Raw genomic sequence first — 21,484 nt, 5'->3', positions numbered from 1 at the left:
ACTTCAGTTAAGGAATTAAGCATCGACAACCGTTTGGTCGATGCTTAATTTTTTGAGCTATGTTAATATAACAGCCATTTTTTTTAACAATTATTCATGCCATGAACCTAAAAGACACTTGCATCTATATAACTAAAGCTGTGGTATTTGGTCTGATCATGGCAGCAGTTTTTTTAGCCATAACCTCCTTGCTCCAAAACTCCTCGCTCAACCATAGCTTAACGAATGTCAGCAATAATGGCTCAGAATTATCTTTTGCTAAAGCGGTCCGCCGTGCAGCCCCTGCTGTTGCTAATATTTATAGCCTTAGTATTGATCAACATAATCCGCTCAATTCAAGTTCACTTCAAGGTCTCGGCTCTGGAGTAATAATGAGTAAAGAAGGTTACGTATTAACCAATTACCATGTGATAAAAAAAGCCGATGAGATTGTGATTGCGCTGCAAGATGGGCGTAAATTTACCGCCGAAGTGGTTGGTTCTGATCCCGAAACTGATTTAGCAGTACTCAAAATTGAAGGTGACACTTTACCTATCGTACCGATTAATCTTAATAAGCTCGCCCAAGTAGGCGATGTGGTATTGGCCATTGGCAATCCTTATAATATTGGCCAAACCATTACCCAAGGGATTATCAGTGCAACAGGACGTAACGGCTTAAGTTCAGGTTACTTAGACTTCCTACAAACTGATGCCGCCATCAATGCTGGCAATTCTGGTGGAGCATTAATCGACACCAGTGGTGAATTAATTGGTATCAATACTGCCGCATTCCAAGTGGGTGGTGATAATGGGGGTAATGGGATTAGTTTCGCGATTCCGATAAAGTTAGCTCACAGTATCATGGACAAATTGATTAAGCATGGTCGAGTTATCCGCGGTGCATTAGGTATTTCTGGTGAACCACTTAATCCCGTAATGGCCCAGATACTCAACTTACCTGATTTAAAAGGTGTGTTGGTTACAGGTATTGATCCTGGCGGACCAGCAGCACGTGCACGTTTATCTCCTAGAGATGTTATTACTCAATATAATGACGAAGATGTTCCAGGTGTTGAAATGTTAATGGACAGAATTGCAGAAACTACCCCGGGTACTAAAGTCAACATGACCATTATTCGTGAAGGTAAAAAGCAAACACTACCGGTGATTATTTCAGAAAAGATCACTGCAGCAGAGTAGCAGACGCAAATATTCACAATGTATTTCGACAAAAAAACCATTCAAATGAATGGTTTTTTTTATGCGTCAGCAGTAATGTTTATGACGACTGCACTTGATCTATTTCACACCAGCTATTTCACACCAGCTATTTAACCCTGACGACTTCAGCACCTAAGCCTTGGAACTTAGCTTCAATGTGCTCGTAACCACGATCTAAATGGTAGATACGATCTACTGTTGTCGTTCCTTCAGCCATTAAGCCTGCAATGACTAAGCTGGCAGATGCACGTAAATCTGTCGCCATAACTTGGGCGCCATTTAACCGTTCAATACCATGAATAATGCAAGTGTTGCCTTCAAGCTCTAGATTAGCACCCATGCGGCTCAGCTCTGGTACATGCATAAAACGATTCTCGAAAATCGTCTCTGTAACACGGCCAGTGCCTTCAGCAAGAGCATTCAACACACAAAATTGCGCTTGCATATCGGTTGGAAACGCAGGATAAGGTGCAGTTTTAATATTGACTGATTTTGGACGTTGGCCTTTCATATCAAGCTCAATCCAGTCCTCGCCGGTCGTGATCTCAGCACCGGCATCTTCAAGCTTTGATAATACCGCTTCTAATGCACTAGGGTCTGCAGATACACAGCGAATTTTGCCACGTGTTACAGCTGCGGCAACCAGGAAGGAACCGGTCTCGATGCGATCAGGCATAACACGATATTCGCAACCCGATAAACGCTCAACCCCTTCAATCTTTAAGGTCGCAGTGCCTACACCAGTAATCTTTGCACCCATAGCAATTAAGCAATGTGCTAAATCAGTGACTTCAGGCTCACGGGCAGCATTTTCAATCACTGTGGTGCCATCAGCTAACGCAGCGGCCATAAGCAAGTTTTCAGTTGCGCCGACACTGACCATATCCATAAAGATATGTGCGCCTTTTAAACGACCATCTACGCGCGCTTTGATGTAGCCTTCTTTGACTTCAATCTTAGCTCCCATTAACTCTAAACCATGTAAATGCAGATTCACCGGACGTGCGCCAATAGCACAACCGCCAGGCAAAGAAACATCTGCAGTACCATAACGGGCAAGCAATGGACCTAAAATAAGAATAGAAGCGCGCATTGTTTTGACTAAATCATAAGGGGCGCAGTATTCATTTAAATTGGTGGTTGAAATACGAATGCGGCTACCGCCTAAGTCTTCAACCTCTGCACCTAAACAGCGTAGTAGTTCACAGCTGGTGATCACGTCACGTAAGTTAGGCACATTTGAGACAATAAAATCTGTTTCAGCTAATACGCCAGCCATTAAAATTGGCAATGCTGCGTTTTTTGCACCAGAGATCACGACTTCGCCAGCTAAAGGGTTGCTGGCTTTAATAGTTAATTTATCCACTGTGAGTCTCAGTTGTTACATATTGAAAAGTTTTTCACGCTTCCACTGGGTAGGCGTAAAAGTTTTAATCGTTAACGCGTGCAATTCACCACTGGCAATTTGCTCAGCTAAAGGAGTATAAATCGCCTGCTGCTGTTTTACACGGCTCATGCCTTCAAAGCATTCACCCACGGCGACCACTTTGTAATGGCTGCCATCAGAGGTCACATGTGCTTCTGTTAGCGACAACGCCTCTGTTAAAATCTGTTCAATAACCTTGCATTCCATGAAATCAATTACCTTTACTATTTGAGACTATATTTGGCTGAAAAAAAGCATCTAAATCATAAAGCTCAATCATTTTCTTGAGCTGATCACTTGGATTAACCAATTGACGTGACACACTTGTTTCTTGGCTACTTGAAGCATGTAGTTTGATAAACGCTAATAACAATGCAACACCTGCACTGTCGACGTATTCCAATGCTGATAAGTCTACCACTTGAGTAGATGCAGTAAACAATTCATGGCGTTTAGGCCACAATTGTTTTACATCATCTTGTGTTAACCGACCGCTGACAATGCAACGTTGCTCTTGTTGATTAAAGGTAATCACGCAGCGGCTGCTTCTTTTGCTGGTTGGCGATCAATATTCTGTTGGGTTTTATCATTCAACATTGTAATCACCGCTTCAATACCTTGCTGACGGATTAAGTTTGAAATTTCAGACTGTTTAGAGGCGAGTAAACTCACCCCTTCTGCCACTAAATCAAATGCTTTCCAAGTGTTATCTTTCAGACGACGCGCCTTAAATTGAATTTTAATCGGTGGACGACCTTTTTCGATAATCTGCACGTTCACTTCAACTATTTTTTCGTCGCTAAAATCACTCGGCGGATCAAAGGCCACTTTTTGATCGGTATATTCTGTTAATGCTTGAGCATAAGTTGCGACCAAATAGCCTTCGAAAGCCTCAACAAAACGGTTACGTTGATCTACGGTGGTATCACTTAAATACTGCCCCATGACTTTATATGCAGCGTATTTATAATCGACGTAAGGCATAAGCTCTTCACGTACAATCACTTTTAAATGACTTAAATCGGCATTAATTAATTCTTTATCTGATTTAAACCGATCAAAGGTCATATTGGCTACTTGTTTGATCATCTCATAAGGATCACTAGTATTCACCTCATCATTAGCAGCCGTAGCACCTTGGCTGATAACAGCGCTACCCACTAGGCATAAAGCTATAACACGACTAAAAAACGTTTTCATAATAGGGATCCTATTTATCTTTAGATGACATGCTGTATAACAGCTGACCAATTAAATCTTCTAAAATCAATGCACCACGCGTGTCATGTACTTTATCGCCATCGGCAAGCATCGAAATATCATCGTCCATAAATCCAGGTGTTAGACCAATGAACTGCTCCCCAAGTAACCCTGAAGTCAAAATGGCCAAACTGCTGGTTTCGGGGAATTTATCAAAGCGCTTATCCATTGTTAACGTCACAACAGGCACTAATTTATGGCTATCAAGGGTAACATCAGTCACGCGTCCGACAACGACTCCGCCAACTTTTACCGGCGAACGTACTTTTAGGCCACCGATATTATTAAACTCAGCCACCAAGGTATAAGTCTGGGCATTGGATTTTACTTTCACATTAGCAACGTTGAATACTAATACGCAAAATGCCAACAAACCTGACAATAAAAATACACCTACTAATAACTCTATTTTCCGTGTCAACATACTATTAAACCACTTAAATTAATCTAAACAATGAAAAAATCTTAATTTCCAAACATGATTGCCGTAAGCAAAAAGTCCAGCGCTAAAACAGCTAAGCTTGCCTGCACAACCGTTGAGGTTGTCGCACGACTGATGCCTTCTGGATTGGGTTGAACTTCATAACCTCGGTACAAGGCTATCCATGTCACCACCACACCAAAAATAGCACTTTTTATCAAACAGTTAACAATATCTTGTCGCCACTCAACCGATGCTTGAAGAATAGACCAAAACGCACCACTATCAATGCCCTTCCATTCAACACCGACTAAGTGCCCACCTAAAATACCCACTAGACTAAACATTAACGCCAGTAATGGCATGCTAATGACACCCGCCCAAAAACGCGGTGCGATGATTTGCCTTAATGGGTCTATCGCCATCATCTCTAAACTCGACAATTGCTCTGTCGATTTCATTAAGCCTATTTCGGCGGTTAACGCAGAACCTGCTCGTCCGGCAAATAATAATGCAGCAACGACAGGCCCAAGTTCGCGTAATAAGCTTAACGCTACCATTGGGCCTAAGCTTTCTTCAGTGCCAAACCCAACTAAAATATTATATCCCTGCAGAGCCAATACCATGCCAATAAACAAACCGGACACTAAAATGATGACCATTGAACGAACACCAAGCACATAAACTTGCTTAATCAGTAATGGCGTGCCTTTTTTGATGTTAGGAAAATGCGCAATTGCGCGCCATAACATGATGCCCGCTCGACCATAACCCTGCACCAATCTCAGTGCATATTTGCCGGTGTCGGCAATATAATCAATTACGCCCACGAAGTAGCTCCTCTTGATAATCCTCTGCAGGATAATGGAATGGCACAGGGCCATCTGGCGCGCCTTTGATAAACTGGACCAGTTGTGGATTGTCAGATTGACGTAATTGCTCTGGTGTTCCATGTGCAATGACTTTTTTATCGGCTATCACATAGACATAATCTGCAATACCTAATACTTCATCTACATCATGAGAAACCACTACTGAAGTGAGTTTTAATGAATCCGACAACTCACGAATAAGTTTTACTAGCATGCCCATTGAAATAGGATCTTGTCCGGCAAAGGGCTCATCGTACAGCACCATCTCAGGTTCAAGTGCAATCGCTCGCGCCAATGCTGCTCGACGCTGCATACCACCAGATAACTCATTAGGCATCATATATGCGGCACCGCGAAGTCCGACAGCTTGAAGTTTCATCAATACAATGGTGCGAATAATCTCTTCAGGTAATCCAGAATGCTCTCTTAATGCAAACGCGACATTATCGAAAACATTAAGGTCAGTAAACATTGCACCACTTTGAAATAGCATACTCATGCGCTTACGCAATTCAAACAGATCTTTGCGTTTAAGCTTATGTATATCATGGCCATCGAATAAAACTTGCCCACTGTTGGGGGTTAACTGTCCGCCAATCAATTTTAATAGGGTGGTTTTACCGATACCGCTGGGACCCATGATAGCGGTTACTTTACCTTTGGGAATCGACAAAGAAATATCTTCATAAATCACATGTGAACCATGGCTAAACGCTAAATGGTTAACTTCGACCAAAGGTTTATTACTTGATTTGCTCATATCAGACATTGGCGTTGAGGAGATAACAGCCTTCCTTGCTTTAAGTTGAAGCGCAAATTGTACTGTAATTGTCGATTAAGCGACAACTATATCCATATCAACACGCTTCATTACCGGAGCAATTACTGTGCAATGCTTTCAATTTGATAAAAATCCAGCGAAAATAGTCGTTAATTAAATACTACTATCGGAATCACATGCTAGTTAATATCCTAATGTTAGTTGTTGGCCTTGCTGTTTTAGTTTGGAGTGCGGATAGATTTGTCTATGGAGCGGCGGCATTTGCCCGCAACTTAGGCTTACCTCCGATGTTAATTGGACTCACCATTGTTGCTATGGGTAGCTCTGCACCTGAAATGTTTGTTGCGGCCACCGCATCAATGGATGGCATGCGTGATACCGCCATTGGTAACGTATTGGGCTCAAACATTGCTAACATTACCTTAATTTTAGGATTAACAGCCTTACTAGGTGCCATTAGCTTAGATTCGAAGACCTTAAAACGCGAAATACCTATCATGCTTGCTGCTACGGTATTTGCCGGTTACACCTTGCATGATAATGTGTTGACACAAACAGAAGGTATCATGCTTATTGCATTACTTTTGTTGTTGATGGGATATTTCATTTGGCAAGCTACTCATGACAAAACCCCAGACAGCTTAGATGATAAACTTGAATCTGAGATCCCTAAAAATGTGCCAACCTTTCATGCTATCATTTGGCTGGTTGTCGGTATTATATTGCTCCCCCTATCAGCAAGTTGGATGGTCGATGGCGCTGTAGGTATTGCAACGTTTTATGGGTTGTCAGATCTGGTGATTGGCTTAACCATTATCGCAGTAGGAACCAGCCTACCAGAATTAGCGGCCTGTATTGCTGGAGTATTAAAAAAAGAACACGACCTTGTCATTGGTAACATTGTTGGGTCTAACTTGTTTAACATTCTTGCGGTACTGGCACTACCAGGATTGATCTCCCCTGGTGAAATAGATGCTTCAGCCAGTGGAAGAGACTTCTATATGGTATTAGGCACCAGTGCAGCATTAGCCGTTTTAGTATTATCCAGTGGCGCTAAGCAACAACTTACTCGCTGGCATGGCGCACTATTATTAATCACCTTTATTGCGTACCAAATTGTTGTCTTTCAGTCGCATTAGATTGGAGCATGAAGGTAAAGTATTAAGCTAACAGAGAGAGTCGTATGGTAAATCACACTCAATTTCGTCAATGGGGTCGTAAAGTCATTGATATAGAAAAAGCTGCCTTAGATAATTTATATCAATATGTAGACTCGGTTGAGTTTGACCAAGCATGTCAATTGATCATGCAGTGTAAAGGTAAAGTGATTGTCATGGGGATGGGCAAATCAGGTCATATTGGTAACAAAATATCCGCGACCTTTGCCAGTACCGGCACACCGGCATTTTTTGTTCACCCTGGTGAAGCCAGTCATGGTGATTTGGGCGCATTAGCCAAAAATGACATTGTACTCGCCATTTCCAACTCTGGTGAATCAAGCGAAATACTGACATTAATGCCTGTTATCCAACGTATGGGTGTACCAGTGATTGCGGTGACCGGTAAACCAGACTCTAATATGGCGCGTTTATCCAAAATCCATTTATGCATTCAAGTGCAAGAAGAAGCATGTCCATTAGGATTAGCACCCACTTCCAGCACCACTGCAACACTTGCTATGGGCGATGCATTAGCCATTGCTTTATTACAAGCAAAAGGTTTTACTCGTGATGACTTTGCCTTATCACACCCAGGTGGCTCTCTTGGAAGAAAATTACTTCTAAAAGTCGACGATGTCATGCATAAAGACGATGATTTACCGATCGTCAATGATGATATTTGTATTACTGAGGCACTTTATGAAATATCTAAAAAGGGCCTTGGCATGACGGCAGTAGTCGACCATGCCAATAAACTTGTGGGCATTTTTACCGATGGTGATTTACGCCGGGTTATCGATGCAGACGTGAATCTTCGAATCACTCCTATTGCCCAGGTTATGACCGAAAATTGTGTGACCTGCCCTGCGGGGATTTTAGCCGCACAAGCACTGCAAATCATGGATGAAAAGAGCATCAACGGACTGATTGTCGTTAATGAAAAACATCAACCGATCGGAGCATTAAACATGCTCGATATGGTTAAAGCTGGAGTCATTTAATCATGTCAGAATCAACCTCGTTTCACCAAGGATTTTACGGCCCTGTCAGCAATGATATTTGGCAACGAGCTCAAAAAATCAAACTGTTAATCTGTGATGTCGATGGAGTATTTTCAGATGGACGTATTTACCTCAGTAATGCAGGTGAAGAACTCAAAGCGTTCCACACTCGTGACGGTTATGGTGTGCGTTCTTTGCTTACCAGTGGTATCCATGTTGCCGTGATAACAGGACGTAAATCCAAGATTGTTGAAAACCGCATGACGGCATTAGGTGTAACACATATTTATCAAGGTATTGATAATAAATTTGAGCCTTTTGAGCAATTATTGTCGCTCTATAATGTGACTGCTGATGAAGTGGCTTACATTGGCGATGACATGGTAGACCTACCTGTAATGAAAGCCGTAGGACTAGCCGTTTGTGTCGGTGATGGTCATCCGTTTGTCAAACAACAGTGCCATATGACAACCACCCTCAATGGTGGCCACGGCGCACTGCGTGAACTCACCGATTTATTACTATTAAGCCAAGATAAATTTGCCAGTGCTCATGGTATGAGTATATGAGTAGAGTCACGCTAGGTATTATTGCTTTTTTTGGGCTTGCTTTTATATTGTACTGGCAAGCACAAGTAAAACGCAGTGAAATGGACGCGGTACAAATACGCGGTATTGAGCGCCCAGATTTTGTTGCAGATAACCTACGCACTACAGAATTCAACCAACTAGGTTTCGTCGAAAGTCGAGTCAGCGCCGAACACATGGAGCATTACGCCTCAAGTGACATCACTCACTTTACCAAACCTATTTACCTCATTTACCCTGAAAACGGTAAAGCACAATGGCAATTAAGTGCAGACCGTGGGCAATTGAATAAAAATACCAGCAAAGTCACATTAGAAAATAATGTTATTATTGATGCCATTGATATAGAAGAACCCCTGCAGTCACTGAGTACCCAAGCTATTACGGTGGATTTAACCACTATGATAGGATCCTCACAAGAGATGGTGTACATCAAAGGTAAAGGGTTTATTATTCAAGGTTTAGGCCTACATGCTGACTTGAATTCGCAAAAATTATCGCTACTAAGCCAGGTAGAAGGAACATATGAGCCACATTAATCGTCTCCACACTCGCGCCAATGTTATGTTATTAAGTAGCATACTTTGTATATTGAGTTTGCCTGCCATAGCGAAACAAGGGGATCTGAAACAAGAATTGAAAATCGCTTCAGTCAGTCAGTCTGCCGACATTAAGAATAATCAAATTGTTTTTAATGGTCCGGTAACGATTGTCCAAGGCACGATTAATATCAATGCAGATCAGTTACGGGCGTTTACCCCTGAAAACACCACCAGTAAGAGATTAATTGCTACTGGCACCCCGGCTACATTTTCACAAGAATTAGATGACGGTAAAATTGGTACCGCAAGTGCTAACGAAATTAGCTATGACCTTGCCACCACTACACTCACATTGACTGGCAACGCCAAATTGGATCAATCAGGTAGCCAGGTTACCGGTAATAAAATCAAGTACAACATCAGTGCTCAAGAGCTGATTGCCGAAAGTACTGGTACAGGGCAAGATCGGGTAATCACCATCATTCAACCAGAGAATTTCCAAGACGAGTCGGCGCCAAAGCAAAAACTCCCTGAAATTCCTGTTAACAAGCAGATCAAACCATGACCCAAATTACCTTAACCGCTGAAAATCTAGCTAAAAGCTATAAAGCTCGTCAAGTTGTTAAAGATGTGAGTTTAACGGTTAAAACAGGCCAAATTGTCGGTCTTTTAGGCCCCAATGGTGCAGGTAAAACCACCACCTTTTATATGGTTGTCGGCTTAGTAAAAAGCGATAAAGGCCGAATATTGATTGACGATGACGACCTTACTGCCGATCCAATGCATTTGCGCGCCCGCAAAGGTATAGGTTACTTACCACAAGAAGCCAGTATTTTCCGCAAGCTTACCGTTTACGACAACATAATGGCCGTACTGCAAACTCGCAAAGAGCTCAGCACAGACCAACGTATTGAACAGCTTGAGCATCTACTCGAAGAGTTCCACATTACTCACATACGCGACAGCCAAGGCATGTCGTTATCGGGTGGTGAACGTCGTCGTGTTGAAATTGCGCGCGCTTTAGCTGCTAATCCAAAATTTATTTTGCTTGATGAGCCCTTTGCTGGTGTTGATCCTATTTCGGTCATCGACATTAAAAAAATCATCCAACAACTTAAAAATCGCGGTTTAGGGGTATTAATTACCGACCATAACGTACGTGAAACGCTAGACGTTTGTGAGCGAGCCTATATCGTCAGCCAGGGTAATTTAATTGCCGAAGGCACACCTGATGAGATATTAAGTAATCAACAAGTTCGAGCTGTGTACTTAGGTGAACAATTCAAGCTATAGTTACTTTACTGGCCTTTTAGTCTAGCTAACTCATTTCATTGAACGATACCTAAACAACGTTAAATGTCATTGATGTTTATGGCAATCCATTACAGTTCGAGATTGTCATTTTTATGGAAAATCATCTAGGGATAAGCGGTAAATGAAAGCGTCACTCCAACTTAAAATGGGTCAACACTTAACCATGACCCCACAATTGCAGCAAGCCATTCGCTTACTGCAATTATCGTCATTGGAGCTACAGCAGGAAATCCAACAAGCATTAGATTCAAATCCATTGCTTGAAATAGAAGATGAGTTTTCTGAAGCAAAAAACTCCTTAAAAGAAAACCGCGACCAAGCGGATACCGACTTTAGTGACAACAGTATTGTTAATGTCGAAAAAGACACTTCCACCGTCGACATAGCAGAATCCATGACCAAAGAAACCATGGATGATTTAGCCATGGATACCACATGGGATGAAGTATACACAGCCTCACCTATGTCAGGTTCGGGCAGTGCAAGCATGCGCGATGACGACATGCCCTTTCAAGGTGAAACTACTGAAGGTTTGTACGAACACTTAGAATGGCAAAAAAATCTCACTCCATTTTCAGACACAGATCTCGCCATTGCCACCGCCATTATTGATGCCATTGATGAACGCGGTTATTTAACCCAAAGTACCGAAGATATTCTCGAAGCCATGGGTGATGAAAATGTGGAACTCGATGAGGTTGAAGCGGTATTAAAACGCGTTCAACACTTTGACCCTGTGGGTGTTGCAGCACGTGATTTAAGCGAATGCCTATTTATTCAATTAGCGCAATACTCTAACGACACACCCCATATCGATAATGCACGATTGTTAATCAAAGGCTATTTAGAGTTAATTGCTGGCCGTGATTTCAGATTATTGATGCGTAAAACAAAACTAAAAGAAAATGAGTTACGTGACGCAATCACTTTAATCCAGACACTCAATCCTCGTCCGGGCTTATTAATTACCCCCATGGATGATGAATACGTGATTCCCGATGTCACAGTATTAAAGAAAAATGGCCGTTGGGTAGTAGAGTTAAACCCAGACAACATGCCTAAAATTGGTGTTAATCAGCAATATGCAGCCATGGCTAGAGGCAGTAAAAACCCGTCGGATAGTCAATTTATTCGAGGCCATCTGCAAGAGGCTAAATGGTTTATTAAAAGTATTGAAAGCCGTAATGATACTTTACTTAAAGTGGCAAATTGCATTGTGCAATTTCAGCAAGGCTTTTTTGAATATGGCGAAGAAGCCATGAAGCCTATGGTGCTCAATGATATCGCTGAAGCTGTAGAAATGCATGAATCGACCATTTCACGAGTCACCACACAAAAATATATGCACACCCCTCGGGGCTTATTTGAACTAAAATACTTCTTCTCTAGCCATGTCAGTACTGACGATGGCGGGGAATGCTCATCAACGGCCATTCGTGCTTTTATCAAAAAGCTGGTTGCCGCAGAAAACCAGAAAAAACCACTGAGTGACAGTAAAATGGCTCAGCTTCTGGCAGAACAGGGCATAAACGTTGCTCGTCGTACGATAGCAAAATACCGTGAAGCAATGATGATCCCGCCCTCAAACCAACGTAAGAGTTTATAACCTACTAGGCAATGGAGGATTTTTTATGCAAATAAGTCTGACTGGGCGTCATGTCGAAATAACAGAATCTTTACGTGAATACATCCACAGTAAATTTTCAAAGCTTGAACGACACTTCGATCAGATCCATAATGTACACGTTGTGCTCAATGTAGAAAAATTACAACAAAAAGCAGAAGCCAAAATCAACATTAATGGCGCAGAAATTTTTGCAATGTCAGAAAGTACTGATATGTATGCTGCAATAGACGCCCTGATCGATAAACTCGACCGTCAGGTAATTAAACACAAAGAGAAGAATACAAAACACTAACGATGGAACTTTGTACCATTCTGCAGCCGGAATGCACTACCTGTGCCACACCGGGCAGTAAGAAAAAAGTACTGGAACTCATCAGCAATTTAGTCGCTGCCCAGTACCCAACCCTGTCTTCGCAAGAGGTTTTTGAAAGCCTGTTAGCGAGAGAGAAAATGGGTAGCACAGGTATAGGAAATGGCATTGCGATACCTCATGGTAGATTAACGACCATCGATCACCCTATCGCGATATTTATTAAATGTGAAGAAGCCATTGCCTTTGATGCAATCGATAAGCAACCCGTGGATCTTTTATTTGCTTTGTTAGTCCCTGCAGACCAGTGCCAACAACATTTAGGCACGTTATCGAGCATGGCCCAAAAGTTAAGCGATAAGCAAATATTGAAACAGCTTCGTAAAACTCACGACGCAACAGAACTTTATCAGGTTATTACTGCATGAAACTAGTTATAGTATCGGGACGTTCAGGCTCAGGGAAATCCGTTGCCCTGAGAGTATTAGAAGACCTAGGATATTATTGTGTTGATAATTTGCCTTTACCACTCATTGGCACATTATTAGCCCAGCTTAAAGGCAGTAATGATTTGGTTGCGATTAGCGTTGATGTTCGTAACATTGCAGAACAAGGTAAAGTGCTTCAAGACCAATTGGCACTACTTCAAAATGACACTGAAATTATCAGTTTCTTTTTAAATTCCAATGACAAAGTATTGCTTAAACGTTACAGCGAAACACGTCGATTACACCCGTTATCTAAAAATCATATTTCACTGCAAGAAGCGATAAAACTAGAAGGCCGTTTACTTGAGCCTATCGCAAAAATTGTTGATCACTATATCGACACTTCTGCGCTAAACATCTACGAATTAAGCGACCAAGTTAGGCAAATATTATTAGGCAGTGTTGATAAAGAGTTAGTGATTAACTTTGAATCTTTTGGCTTTAAACACGGCATGCCGACAGAAGCAGATTTTATGTTTGATGTACGCTTTTTACCCAACCCACATTGGGAAATAGAACTGCGTCCATTTACGGGTTTAGACGAGCCCGTACAAGAATTTTTAGGTCGTCAGCCATTAGTTAATAAATTTATTTGGCAAATTGAAAACCTATTTGAAACTTGGATGCCGCATTTAGAACGTAACAATCGCAGTTACCTTACCATCGCGATTGGTTGTACTGGTGGTCAGCACCGTTCGGTATATATTGCAGATCAATTAGCAAAACGATTTCGACAAGGCAGTAAACACACGGTTAATGCTCGCCACAGAGAATTAAATATCAGTGATACTAATAACTAAGTGAGCATAGGATCGCGTCAATGATCAAACTTGAACGCCAAGTGACCATTTCAAATAAATTGGGGTTACACGCCCGTGCCGCCACAAAACTCGCGATGTTAGCGGCGGATTTTGATGCTAACATCACCTTAACTCAAGGCGAAAAAAACGCCAGCGCAGCTAGCGTACTTGGGCTATTAATGCTTGAAAGTGGTATCGGTAAAATGATTAGGGTGACAGCTCAAGGCCCAGATGCTGAAGTAGCATTAAACGCAGTGTGTGATCTCATTAATGCTAAATTTGATGAATCTTGTTAATTTTTTAATCGCATTAAATTTATAAATAGCCTGTAATGTGTGAATAGCTGCAAGTTACTCATGCTTTAAGCCACCGTCATCCTTATTTTATGCGGCCTCTAAATGACTAGGCCATACTAACCAAACTGTCACGACATTGATGATCACCAGTAGACATCAGTCCCTCAAAAATATTAGCCCTTAGGTTTATCTCTCGCAGTTGATACCAATCTCATTAGTATCAGTTCATTCTGCGGGAGTTAGCGTTTAACATGATAAAGACATTACCGCTTCTAGCAACGGATCCAGTGCAACTCTGTTTCCGTGACGTGGTACGTCTATAGTATGTAAAGCAGCATTGGCTGCTGCAGAATTTCACCGCAGAAGTCATTTAAGTATTTTATTTCTGCATTTCATTGTCTTACGTAAAGACAGCTATTTCTGCATTTATACGCCTTGAACTGTACAACCTGAGAAACCCAGAATAATGACATACTGAATAATATAAGTATGACGAATAGGAAGTAGATATATGGGTAAAGAGTACCTAGACAATGAGATAACAGAACAACGTCTCAATCAACTCGTTCAAGCACTAGACAGTGGTCTGTTTGTCCATGCCCGTAACATGCTACATACCATGTCACCTAACGATGTCGCCCTTATTCTCGAATCATCACCGCCCAAAAATCGTCAGGTGTTATGGCAACTCATTGACCAACAATATGCTGGGGAAATTCTTGACGAATTAGGTGAAGAACTTAAAGATTCACTTATTAGCAGCATGACACCAGAGAAGCTTGCCCAGGCCACAATAGGCATGGATACAGATGACATGGCCTATATTCTTCGCAGTTTACCCGATAATGTTTACAAGAAAGTGCTCAAATCAATGCGAAGCCAAGACCGGGATAGAGTAGAGCAAGCATTGCGTTACCCAGATGATACTGCCGGCAGTATCATGAATACTGATACCGTCACCCTAAGACCAGATGTCAATATCGAAGTGGTATTACGCTATTTACGTCAACGGGGAAATTTACCTGATACGACTGATACTTTATATGTTGTGGATCGCCATGATCATGTTTTAGGCGGAGTAAGATTAGCTGATTTACTCACATGCGATCCAAGTGTAACGGTCCGCAGTATTATGGACACAGAATTAGAAAGTATTCCTGTAGAGATGTCCGATAAAGATGTGGCGCAAAAATTTGAACGGATGGATTGGATATCTGCCCCAGTCGTCGACAGCCAAGCAAAATTGCTTGGTCGAATTACTATCGATGACGTTATTGATGTCATCCGCGAGGATGCCGAACATTCAATGATGGGAATGGCAGGGATGGATGATGATGAAGATACCTTTGGCCCTGTGCTTAAAAGCACTCTGAGACGCTCTCTATGGCTAACCATCAATCTATTTGCAGCATTACTAGCCTCATCTGTCAGTAACATGTTTGAAGGTACCTTAGAGCAATTCGCCACCATCGCAATTTTAATGACCATTGTACCGAGTATGGGAGGCGTTGCGGGTAATCAAACCCTAGCACTCGTCATCCGCGGGATTGCACTTGGGCATATTGGCCAAAGTAACTCACGCTGGTTAATTGGTAAGGAATTAAGCATCGGATTATTGAACGGTTTAATGTGGTCTGTATTGGTCTTTTTTGCGGTATGGCTTTGGAAAGACGACATCGCATTAGGTGGATTAATTGGCAGTGCCATGCTGATTAATATGACGGTAGCAGGCTTTGCTGGCGCCACTATCCCCATAATGTTAAAAAAGCTAAATATCGATCCTGCGTTGGCGGGGGGTATGGTGTTAACGACGGTAACAGATGTCGTTGGCTTATTTGCATTTTTGGGCCTAGCTACATTATTTTTAATGCACTAAATCATTGATTTAAATCGTACATATCATGTCGTCCAACGAAATTGCACTATCTAGTGCAATTTTACGGACGTCGGCGGCGTCTCTATACACATAAGTCTTTTTCACACATAAGCTCATTTACCAAGCGCTTAGTACTCTGATCACTTTTGCAGCTATGTCTGCAGCCTCACTTTGTTAACGTTTTTCAAACCATCAACTGGCAACAACTCATTCGGTGAAAACCTTGCCTTCATCTTGTCATTAAGGTGACCTTTTTTTGCCATATTTGTCATCCATACTGCGCTACGACAATCACAACCGTAATGTGTTGCCGGCAGCACATGCTCACCACATTAGTGCAATTGCACCAATCTGGTTGGCGACGCAAAAATAACAAAACTACAGGTAACAGGTAATATACTGATAAATAACAACTAAAAATATTTATCAAAGTTGGCACAAGCTTTCCATATAAGAAATATGCACCTACTAAGTAGTAGTTTATTTTTTAAGCAGTCCATTGTAATTGTAGGAGATAGCGATGAATAAAATAACCGTAACACGTAGCATTATATCGATAAATGTCATGGTCAATAATGTCATTGCACAATGCCGCCAAAACATTTTTTTCTTAGCACATCTCGGTTGCAGTCAGTGGGATGAAGTTGAAACTCGCTCAGGTAAACATAGATAAATCGGAAGGAAATTATTTGATGAATATGTCAAATGCAAGACAGTATCCAATCGACTTACAAAGACAAGTGATTAATGAAGTCAAAAACCATAATCGATTATTATCCGACGTAGCAAAACAATATGGCGTGTCGGCTAAAACGGTTTATCAATGGGTGAGAAGTAACGATAGTCGCCAAACTGAAAGCAAGGGCGCGATCGTATCAGAAATAGCCTATTTACAACAAAAGATTGCCCAGTTAAGTCAACAATTACAAACAATGGCAAGTTAGTAACATTAACTGTTTTGGCAAGGATGTTTGATCGTATTAACAACTCGTCCCCCAGCAAGTTGATAACACAGCAACAAACATTCTAATAAAAAATAAGCGCAAACTATCTTGCATCCTTGCCGCTTTATAGCTCTACCGTTAGCCGTTAAGGAAGGCAGCTAACATAACAGTTCAGGCGTTATTGGGTCCCCAGACTCTATGAATCTAATAACGTCATTTTTATTAAGGTGTTTTACAGATCTAAATATCAAAACCGTTTTGGCAAGGATGTTTGACCGTGTTAACAACTCGTCCCCCAGCAAGTTGATAACACAGCAACAAACATTCTAATAAAAAATAAGCGCAAACTATCTTGCATCCTTGCCGCTTTATCGCTCTACCGTTAGCCGTTAAGGAAGGCAGCTAACATAACAGTTCAGGCGTTATTGGGTCCCCAGACTCTATAATCCAATAACGTCATTTTTATTAAGGTGTTTTACGGATCTAAATATCAAAACCGTTTTGGCAAGGATGTTTGACCGTGTTAACAACTCGTCCCCCAGCAAGTTGATAACGCACAGCAACAAACATTCTAATAAAAATAAGCGCAAACTATCTTGCATCCTTGTCGCTTTATCGCTCTACCGTTAGCCGTTAAGGAAGGCAGCTAACATAACAGTTCAGGCGTTATTGGGTCCCCAGACTCTATTAATCTAATAACGTCATTTTTATTAAGGTGTTTTACAGATCTAAATATCAAAACCGTTTTGGCAAGGATGTTTGACCGTGTTAACAACTCGTCCCCCAGCAAGTTGATAACGCACAGCAACAAACATTCTAATAATAATAAGCGCAAACTATCTTGCATCCTTGCCGCTTTATCGCTCTACCGTTAGCCGTTAAGGAAGGCAGCTAACACAACAGTTCAGGCGTTATTGGGTCCCCAGACTCTATAATCCAATAACGTCATTTTTATTAAGGTGTTTTACGGATCTAAATATCAAAACCGTTTTGGCAAGGATGTTTGACCATGTTATCAACGCGTCCCCAAGCAAGTTGATAACGTACAGCAACAAACATTCTAATAATAAGCGCAAAATATCTTGCATCCTTGCCGCTTTATCGCTCTACCGTTAGTAGTCAAGAAGACAGCTAACATAACAGTTCAGGCGTTATTGGGTCCCCAGACTCTATAATCCAATAACGTCATTTTTATTCCAGCCTCTGGCTGACAAGCTCAAAACAATAATAATCACGAGCTTGATAACACTCTGGAGCATCAATGGGTACAGGTTGATCGCATTGGAGTGTTGGATACCCCAGTGGCATAAATATAACCACAGACAATGCAAACAAAAGCCCCAACGCAAAGGATGCAATGGGGCTTTTTCATTTCTATTAACTCAAAAACAGCTTAAGCTTAACTGAATAAGCCACCGCTTATTCATCGACGGAATTTACACCTTTAAGATATTTACTGCTCTGCGATATGAAGGCTTCAAAATCAGTGCTATTGAGTGGGCGACTAAACAAATAACCTTGACCCATAAAACATCCTAATTCAACTAATGCGTGGCTTTGCGCTTCAGTTTCAACACCTTCGGCAATTAGCACTAACCCCATCGACTTACCCAACGAAATAATCGTCTTCACAATTTCATAATCATGTTTATTGTTGAGCATATCTTTCACAAACGACATATCAATTTTCATTACATCAACATTAAACTTTTTCAAATAGGCCAAGCTGGAATAACCAGTACCAAAATCGTCAATAGCAATCTTAATCCCTAATGATATTAACTCACTCAACTTGTTTTGCATGTCCGCTGCATCAATCATCAATGCAGTTTCGGTAATTTCCAATTCAAGTAAATGTGCCGGTAAATTATGCTCCAATAGTGCTTTCTTGATCATATCGGCTAAGTCGGGATCAGCAAACTGTGCCGCAGCCACATTTACCGAAATAGGAATCGTATAGCCCATTTCTAACCAACGTTTAGCTTCAGCACAGGCCTTATTAAGCACTTGTTTACCTAGCATAATAATTAAACCGGACTCTTCCGCTAATGGAATAAACTCTGCGGGAGAGATAAGCTCACCCTCATCATTGGCCAGTCTAACAAGAGCCTCAGCACCAATAATAATGTTTGTCTGTAAATCAATTTTAGGTTGATAATGCACAAAAAGTTCATCATTAATTAATGCTTTTCTTAAACGAGTCTCTAAATGATGGCGCTCCATAAGCGAACTTTCTAAATCATGCGAGAAAAAGCAGAAGCGATTTCGGCCTTCCTGTTTGGCACGGTACATTGCCACGTCCGCATGTCTCATTAATTCCTCGGCATCTAAAGCATCATTTGGGAACACACTAACACCAATACTTATCGACACATTAAACTTCTGATTATCAAGAATAAAAGGTTCATGCATCGCTTCAACTAATGTAGATGCTAATTGCGAAGAGGCCTCAACAGAGCGAGTCTCGCTCATTAAAATCACAAATTCGTCACCACCTAATCTCGCTAATGTATACGATGCAGGTATTAACGAGCGTATTCGTCTTGCCATCATACAAATGAGCTCATCACCATATTGGTGGCCTAAGGAATCATTAAGGTATTTAAAATGATCAATATCGATTAATAGTGCAGCTGCTTTGGTGCCATAAGATCTTGCTGTAGAACACGCTACGCTCAGTCTGTCCTGGAGTAATATCCTGTTTGGTAAATCAGTTAACTGATCATGGTTGGCTAAATGGCTCATTTTCATCGCCATCGCCATCGCTTCACTCACATCATGAAACACCATAATGGCGCCAATCATTTCACCATTTTCATTACGGATTGGCGCGGCTGAATCCTCCACATAAAAAACATGCCCTCCACGTGACGTAAGTAGGCTGTTTAGCGCCATTGCCACAATGCGCTGCTCGCGAAGAGCTAAATATAACGGGTTCAATAATGGCTGCTGAGTATCAGAATCTTTCAAATGCATCACATTTTCAATTTTTTGATGTAATGCCTCTTTTAACCGCCAACCCGTCATGCGCTCCGCAATTGGGTTCATAAAAGTAATAAGCCCTCTTGTGTCAGTCGCAATAACAGCATCACCAATAGAATTGAGTGTTACTCGAAGACGCTCCTTTTCAGAGTACAGCGCTTGCTTAGCATGCTTTACTTCAGAGACGTCAACAACAGTAACCAAGTAACCATCGACTCCAGCACTTGATTTCATTTTGGACTGAAAGACTTCATAAAAGCTCATACCGTCACGGTTAGGGACTGTGACAATGTACTTTAATGCATCTGAGGTAATATGACGGTGATGATTTAAAATTGCATTACTGAGCGCTTCAGGAAAAATAGTCGAAATATGCTTGTTTTTAACATCACCGACCAAGCTATCAAACCACAAACCAGTGTTGTCATTACTAAATAAATTCTGACCTAAATCATCCCAATAGGTAATAAGCATTGGGACTTGATTAACTAATTGTTGTAGCTCTTCTTTAGCTTTAATAATTAATTGGTTTTGCTGCCTAAATTTAAGTTGTGTATGGACTCGTAAACAACAAATAGAAGCGTTAAAAGGTTTAGTAATAAAATCGACCCCACCACTTTCTAGCGCCAACCTTTCAAATTCAGGCTCGGTGTGGCCGGTAATAAAAATAATTGGAATATCGCTAAATAATGGATTAGCTTTGAGTGCACGACACACTTCCCATCCATCCATGTCAGGCATCTCAATATCGAGTAAAATGACATCAGGCTTAATTTTATCCACTAACGCGAGTGCATTAGTGCCAGACTCTGAAAAAAAGATATTACCAAGAGGCGACAAAATATCTTCCAGCATAAATATATTTTGAATATTATCGTCAATAATCAGAATTTTATAAACAGTATTGGATAAACCCGATAACAACATAGAAAAATAACTCCCTTATTTTCAGCTAGATAACATCCATTTAATCTTAAGGTTATCTGTAACCAACATACATTTATAATAGCTTAATTTTTTTACGTCTATCAATAATAGGCAGCAACGTAACCCACTACCTTAATTTAATGAAAACAACACCTACATAATAAGTACATTATGTTAACTTAGTCGATACCAAATGTGCTTGATCATAAAAGATATGAATACGCGAAAACGACATAAACACAAAAATGGTACACAGTTTCGTTAAGTAATATATTTGCACAGCATGTATCCAACGTGCATCTTAATATCTGCCTACATACTAGCGCGACCATATTCAGATAGACAATTGAGTTATCGTTATTGAGAGGCTGTTGAAACACTCATAGGCAATACAGGTAGACTAATTAGATGAGTTTGAAATGAACATGAGTAATACTGAACGACGTATCACGCTATTTTGCGCAGAACATCAGCTTGAATATCATCAGGCTGTTAATCGTTTTAGCGGCAATAAAGCCACCTATTTTAAGTCTGTTCAGCTGTTGATTAATGACTTAACCTTGTATATCCAACAAACCATGGCTTCACCGAACATTCCGGCAGACTTTGCACCTATGCTGCATACACTAAAAAGTTCTGCTGCTACTTTAGGTTTCACCGAATTAGCC

The 21,484-nt window shown here is 41.1% G+C and carries 24 protein-coding genes; 16 read left to right on the top strand and 8 right to left on the bottom strand.

What is annotated here, in order from left to right:
* Window positions 1–101: 101 nt before the first annotated feature.
* Window positions 102–1,181 (top strand): outer membrane-stress sensor serine endopeptidase DegS, encoded by a 1,080-nt coding sequence (gene degS / locus HNW13_RS19990; RefSeq protein ID WP_182743140.1) that lies wholly within the window; start codon window positions 102–104, stop codon window positions 1,179–1,181.
* 127 nt (window positions 1,182–1,308) lie between these two features.
* Here the strand turns inward: degS and murA are convergent, their stop codons facing one another.
* The 7 genes from murA to HNW13_RS19955 are packed head-to-tail and all read right to left on the bottom strand — an operon-like array spanning window position 1,309 to window position 5,950.
* Complete coding sequence (murA, locus tag HNW13_RS19985) at window positions 1,309–2,568, bottom strand: UDP-N-acetylglucosamine 1-carboxyvinyltransferase (protein WP_192114194.1); 1,260 nt, start codon at window positions 2,566–2,568, stop codon at window positions 1,309–1,311.
* Between the two features lie 15 nt (window positions 2,569–2,583).
* On the bottom strand, window positions 2,584–2,835 hold the full coding sequence (locus HNW13_RS19980) for a BolA family protein (protein WP_011638802.1): 252 nt from the start codon (window positions 2,833–2,835) through the stop codon (window positions 2,584–2,586).
* Window positions 2,836–2,839: 4 nt separating this feature from the next.
* The gene (locus HNW13_RS19975) at window positions 2,840–3,163 is read right to left on the bottom strand and encodes an STAS domain-containing protein (protein WP_192114193.1); all 324 of its coding nucleotides are present in this window, start codon (window positions 3,161–3,163) and stop codon (window positions 2,840–2,842) included.
* Entirely contained in the window at window positions 3,160–3,828 is a 669-nt protein-coding gene (locus HNW13_RS19970; protein WP_194956034.1) for an ABC transporter substrate-binding protein, read from the bottom strand. Before HNW13_RS19970 ends, HNW13_RS19975 begins: the two co-directional genes overlap by 4 nt.
* Window positions 3,829–3,838: 10 nt before the next feature.
* Entirely contained in the window at window positions 3,839–4,312 is a 474-nt protein-coding gene (gene mlaD / locus HNW13_RS19965; protein ID WP_101085191.1) for an outer membrane lipid asymmetry maintenance protein MlaD, read from the bottom strand.
* 41 nt (window positions 4,313–4,353) lie between these two features.
* Window positions 4,354–5,139 (bottom strand): lipid asymmetry maintenance ABC transporter permease subunit MlaE, encoded by a 786-nt coding sequence (mlaE, locus tag HNW13_RS19960; protein WP_101085190.1) that lies wholly within the window; start codon window positions 5,137–5,139, stop codon window positions 4,354–4,356.
* Window positions 5,126–5,950 carry an ATP-binding cassette domain-containing protein gene (locus tag HNW13_RS19955; protein ID WP_192114192.1) on the bottom strand — a complete coding sequence of 275 codons (825 nt, stop codon included), beginning with the start codon at window positions 5,948–5,950 and terminating at the stop codon, window positions 5,126–5,128. The genes mlaE and HNW13_RS19955 overlap by 14 nt, the downstream gene beginning before the upstream one ends.
* 188 nt (window positions 5,951–6,138) lie before the next feature.
* Between HNW13_RS19955 and HNW13_RS19950 the strand changes: the two genes are divergently transcribed.
* The 14 genes from HNW13_RS19950 to HNW13_RS19885 all read left to right on the top strand — a co-directional run bounded on the left by HNW13_RS19950 (window position 6,139) and on the right by HNW13_RS19885 (window position 16,907).
* Entirely contained in the window at window positions 6,139–7,101 is a 963-nt protein-coding gene (locus tag HNW13_RS19950; protein ID WP_182743139.1) for a calcium/sodium antiporter, read from the top strand.
* Between the two features lie 44 nt (window positions 7,102–7,145).
* Entirely contained in the window at window positions 7,146–8,123 is a 978-nt protein-coding gene (locus HNW13_RS19945) for a KpsF/GutQ family sugar-phosphate isomerase (RefSeq protein WP_101085187.1), read from the top strand.
* Between the two features lie 2 nt (window positions 8,124–8,125).
* Window positions 8,126–8,692, top strand: a complete 567-nt coding sequence (kdsC, locus tag HNW13_RS19940; RefSeq protein WP_162023893.1) for a 3-deoxy-manno-octulosonate-8-phosphatase KdsC — start codon at window positions 8,126–8,128, stop codon at window positions 8,690–8,692.
* The gene (gene lptC, locus HNW13_RS19935; protein WP_101085185.1) at window positions 8,689–9,249 is read left to right on the top strand and encodes an LPS export ABC transporter periplasmic protein LptC; all 561 of its coding nucleotides are present in this window, start codon (window positions 8,689–8,691) and stop codon (window positions 9,247–9,249) included. Before kdsC ends, lptC begins: the two co-directional genes overlap by 4 nt.
* Window positions 9,236–9,817 (top strand): lipopolysaccharide transport periplasmic protein LptA, encoded by a 582-nt coding sequence (lptA, locus tag HNW13_RS19930; protein WP_101085184.1) that lies wholly within the window; start codon window positions 9,236–9,238, stop codon window positions 9,815–9,817. Before lptC ends, lptA begins: the two co-directional genes overlap by 14 nt.
* Window positions 9,814–10,545: an LPS export ABC transporter ATP-binding protein gene (gene lptB / locus HNW13_RS19925; protein ID WP_011638813.1), complete on the top strand. Its 732-nt coding sequence runs from the start codon at window positions 9,814–9,816 to the stop codon at window positions 10,543–10,545. Before lptA ends, lptB begins: the two co-directional genes overlap by 4 nt.
* A 142-nt stretch (window positions 10,546–10,687) precedes the next feature.
* Entirely contained in the window at window positions 10,688–12,172 is a 1,485-nt protein-coding gene (locus tag HNW13_RS19920) for an RNA polymerase factor sigma-54 (RefSeq protein WP_192114191.1), read from the top strand.
* A 25-nt stretch (window positions 12,173–12,197) separates the two neighbouring features.
* Window positions 12,198–12,485: a ribosome hibernation promoting factor gene (gene hpf, locus HNW13_RS19915; RefSeq protein WP_101085183.1), complete on the top strand. Its 288-nt coding sequence runs from the start codon at window positions 12,198–12,200 to the stop codon at window positions 12,483–12,485.
* 2 nt (window positions 12,486–12,487) lie between these two features.
* Window positions 12,488–12,931 (top strand): PTS IIA-like nitrogen regulatory protein PtsN, encoded by a 444-nt coding sequence (ptsN, locus tag HNW13_RS19910; RefSeq protein ID WP_011638816.1) that lies wholly within the window; start codon window positions 12,488–12,490, stop codon window positions 12,929–12,931.
* Window positions 12,928–13,791, top strand: a complete 864-nt coding sequence (rapZ, locus tag HNW13_RS19905) for an RNase adapter RapZ (protein WP_101085182.1) — start codon at window positions 12,928–12,930, stop codon at window positions 13,789–13,791. The genes ptsN and rapZ overlap by 4 nt, the downstream gene beginning before the upstream one ends.
* 20 nt (window positions 13,792–13,811) lie before the next feature.
* Window positions 13,812–14,087 (top strand): HPr family phosphocarrier protein, encoded by a 276-nt coding sequence (locus HNW13_RS19900; RefSeq protein WP_192114190.1) that lies wholly within the window; start codon window positions 13,812–13,814, stop codon window positions 14,085–14,087.
* Window positions 14,088–14,598: 511 nt separating this feature from the next.
* Entirely contained in the window at window positions 14,599–15,963 is a 1,365-nt protein-coding gene (mgtE, locus tag HNW13_RS19895; RefSeq protein ID WP_182743134.1) for a magnesium transporter, read from the top strand.
* Window positions 15,964–16,483: 520 nt separating this feature from the next.
* On the top strand, window positions 16,484–16,636 hold the full coding sequence (locus HNW13_RS19890) for a hypothetical protein (RefSeq protein WP_157822764.1): 153 nt from the start codon (window positions 16,484–16,486) through the stop codon (window positions 16,634–16,636).
* 19 nt (window positions 16,637–16,655) lie between these two features.
* Window positions 16,656–16,907: a transposase gene (locus HNW13_RS19885; RefSeq protein ID WP_101085179.1), complete on the top strand. Its 252-nt coding sequence runs from the start codon at window positions 16,656–16,658 to the stop codon at window positions 16,905–16,907.
* Between the two features lie 1,419 nt (window positions 16,908–18,326).
* Here the strand turns inward: HNW13_RS19885 and HNW13_RS19880 are convergent.
* On the bottom strand, window positions 18,327–20,816 hold the full coding sequence (locus HNW13_RS19880) for an EAL domain-containing protein (RefSeq protein WP_192114189.1): 2,490 nt from the start codon (window positions 20,814–20,816) through the stop codon (window positions 18,327–18,329).
* Between the two features lie 419 nt (window positions 20,817–21,235).
* Between HNW13_RS19880 and HNW13_RS19875 the strand changes: the two genes are divergently transcribed.
* Window positions 21,236–21,484 (top strand): hypothetical protein (locus HNW13_RS19875; RefSeq protein WP_208062947.1); only part of this gene is annotated, 249 nt, incomplete at its 3' end.

It is taken from the genome of Shewanella sp. BF02_Schw (assembly GCF_014596695.2).
In the GTDB taxonomy this organism is placed as follows: Bacteria; Pseudomonadota; Gammaproteobacteria; order Enterobacterales; family Shewanellaceae; genus Shewanella.
This window is presented reverse-complemented; position numbering and strand designations above follow the sequence as displayed.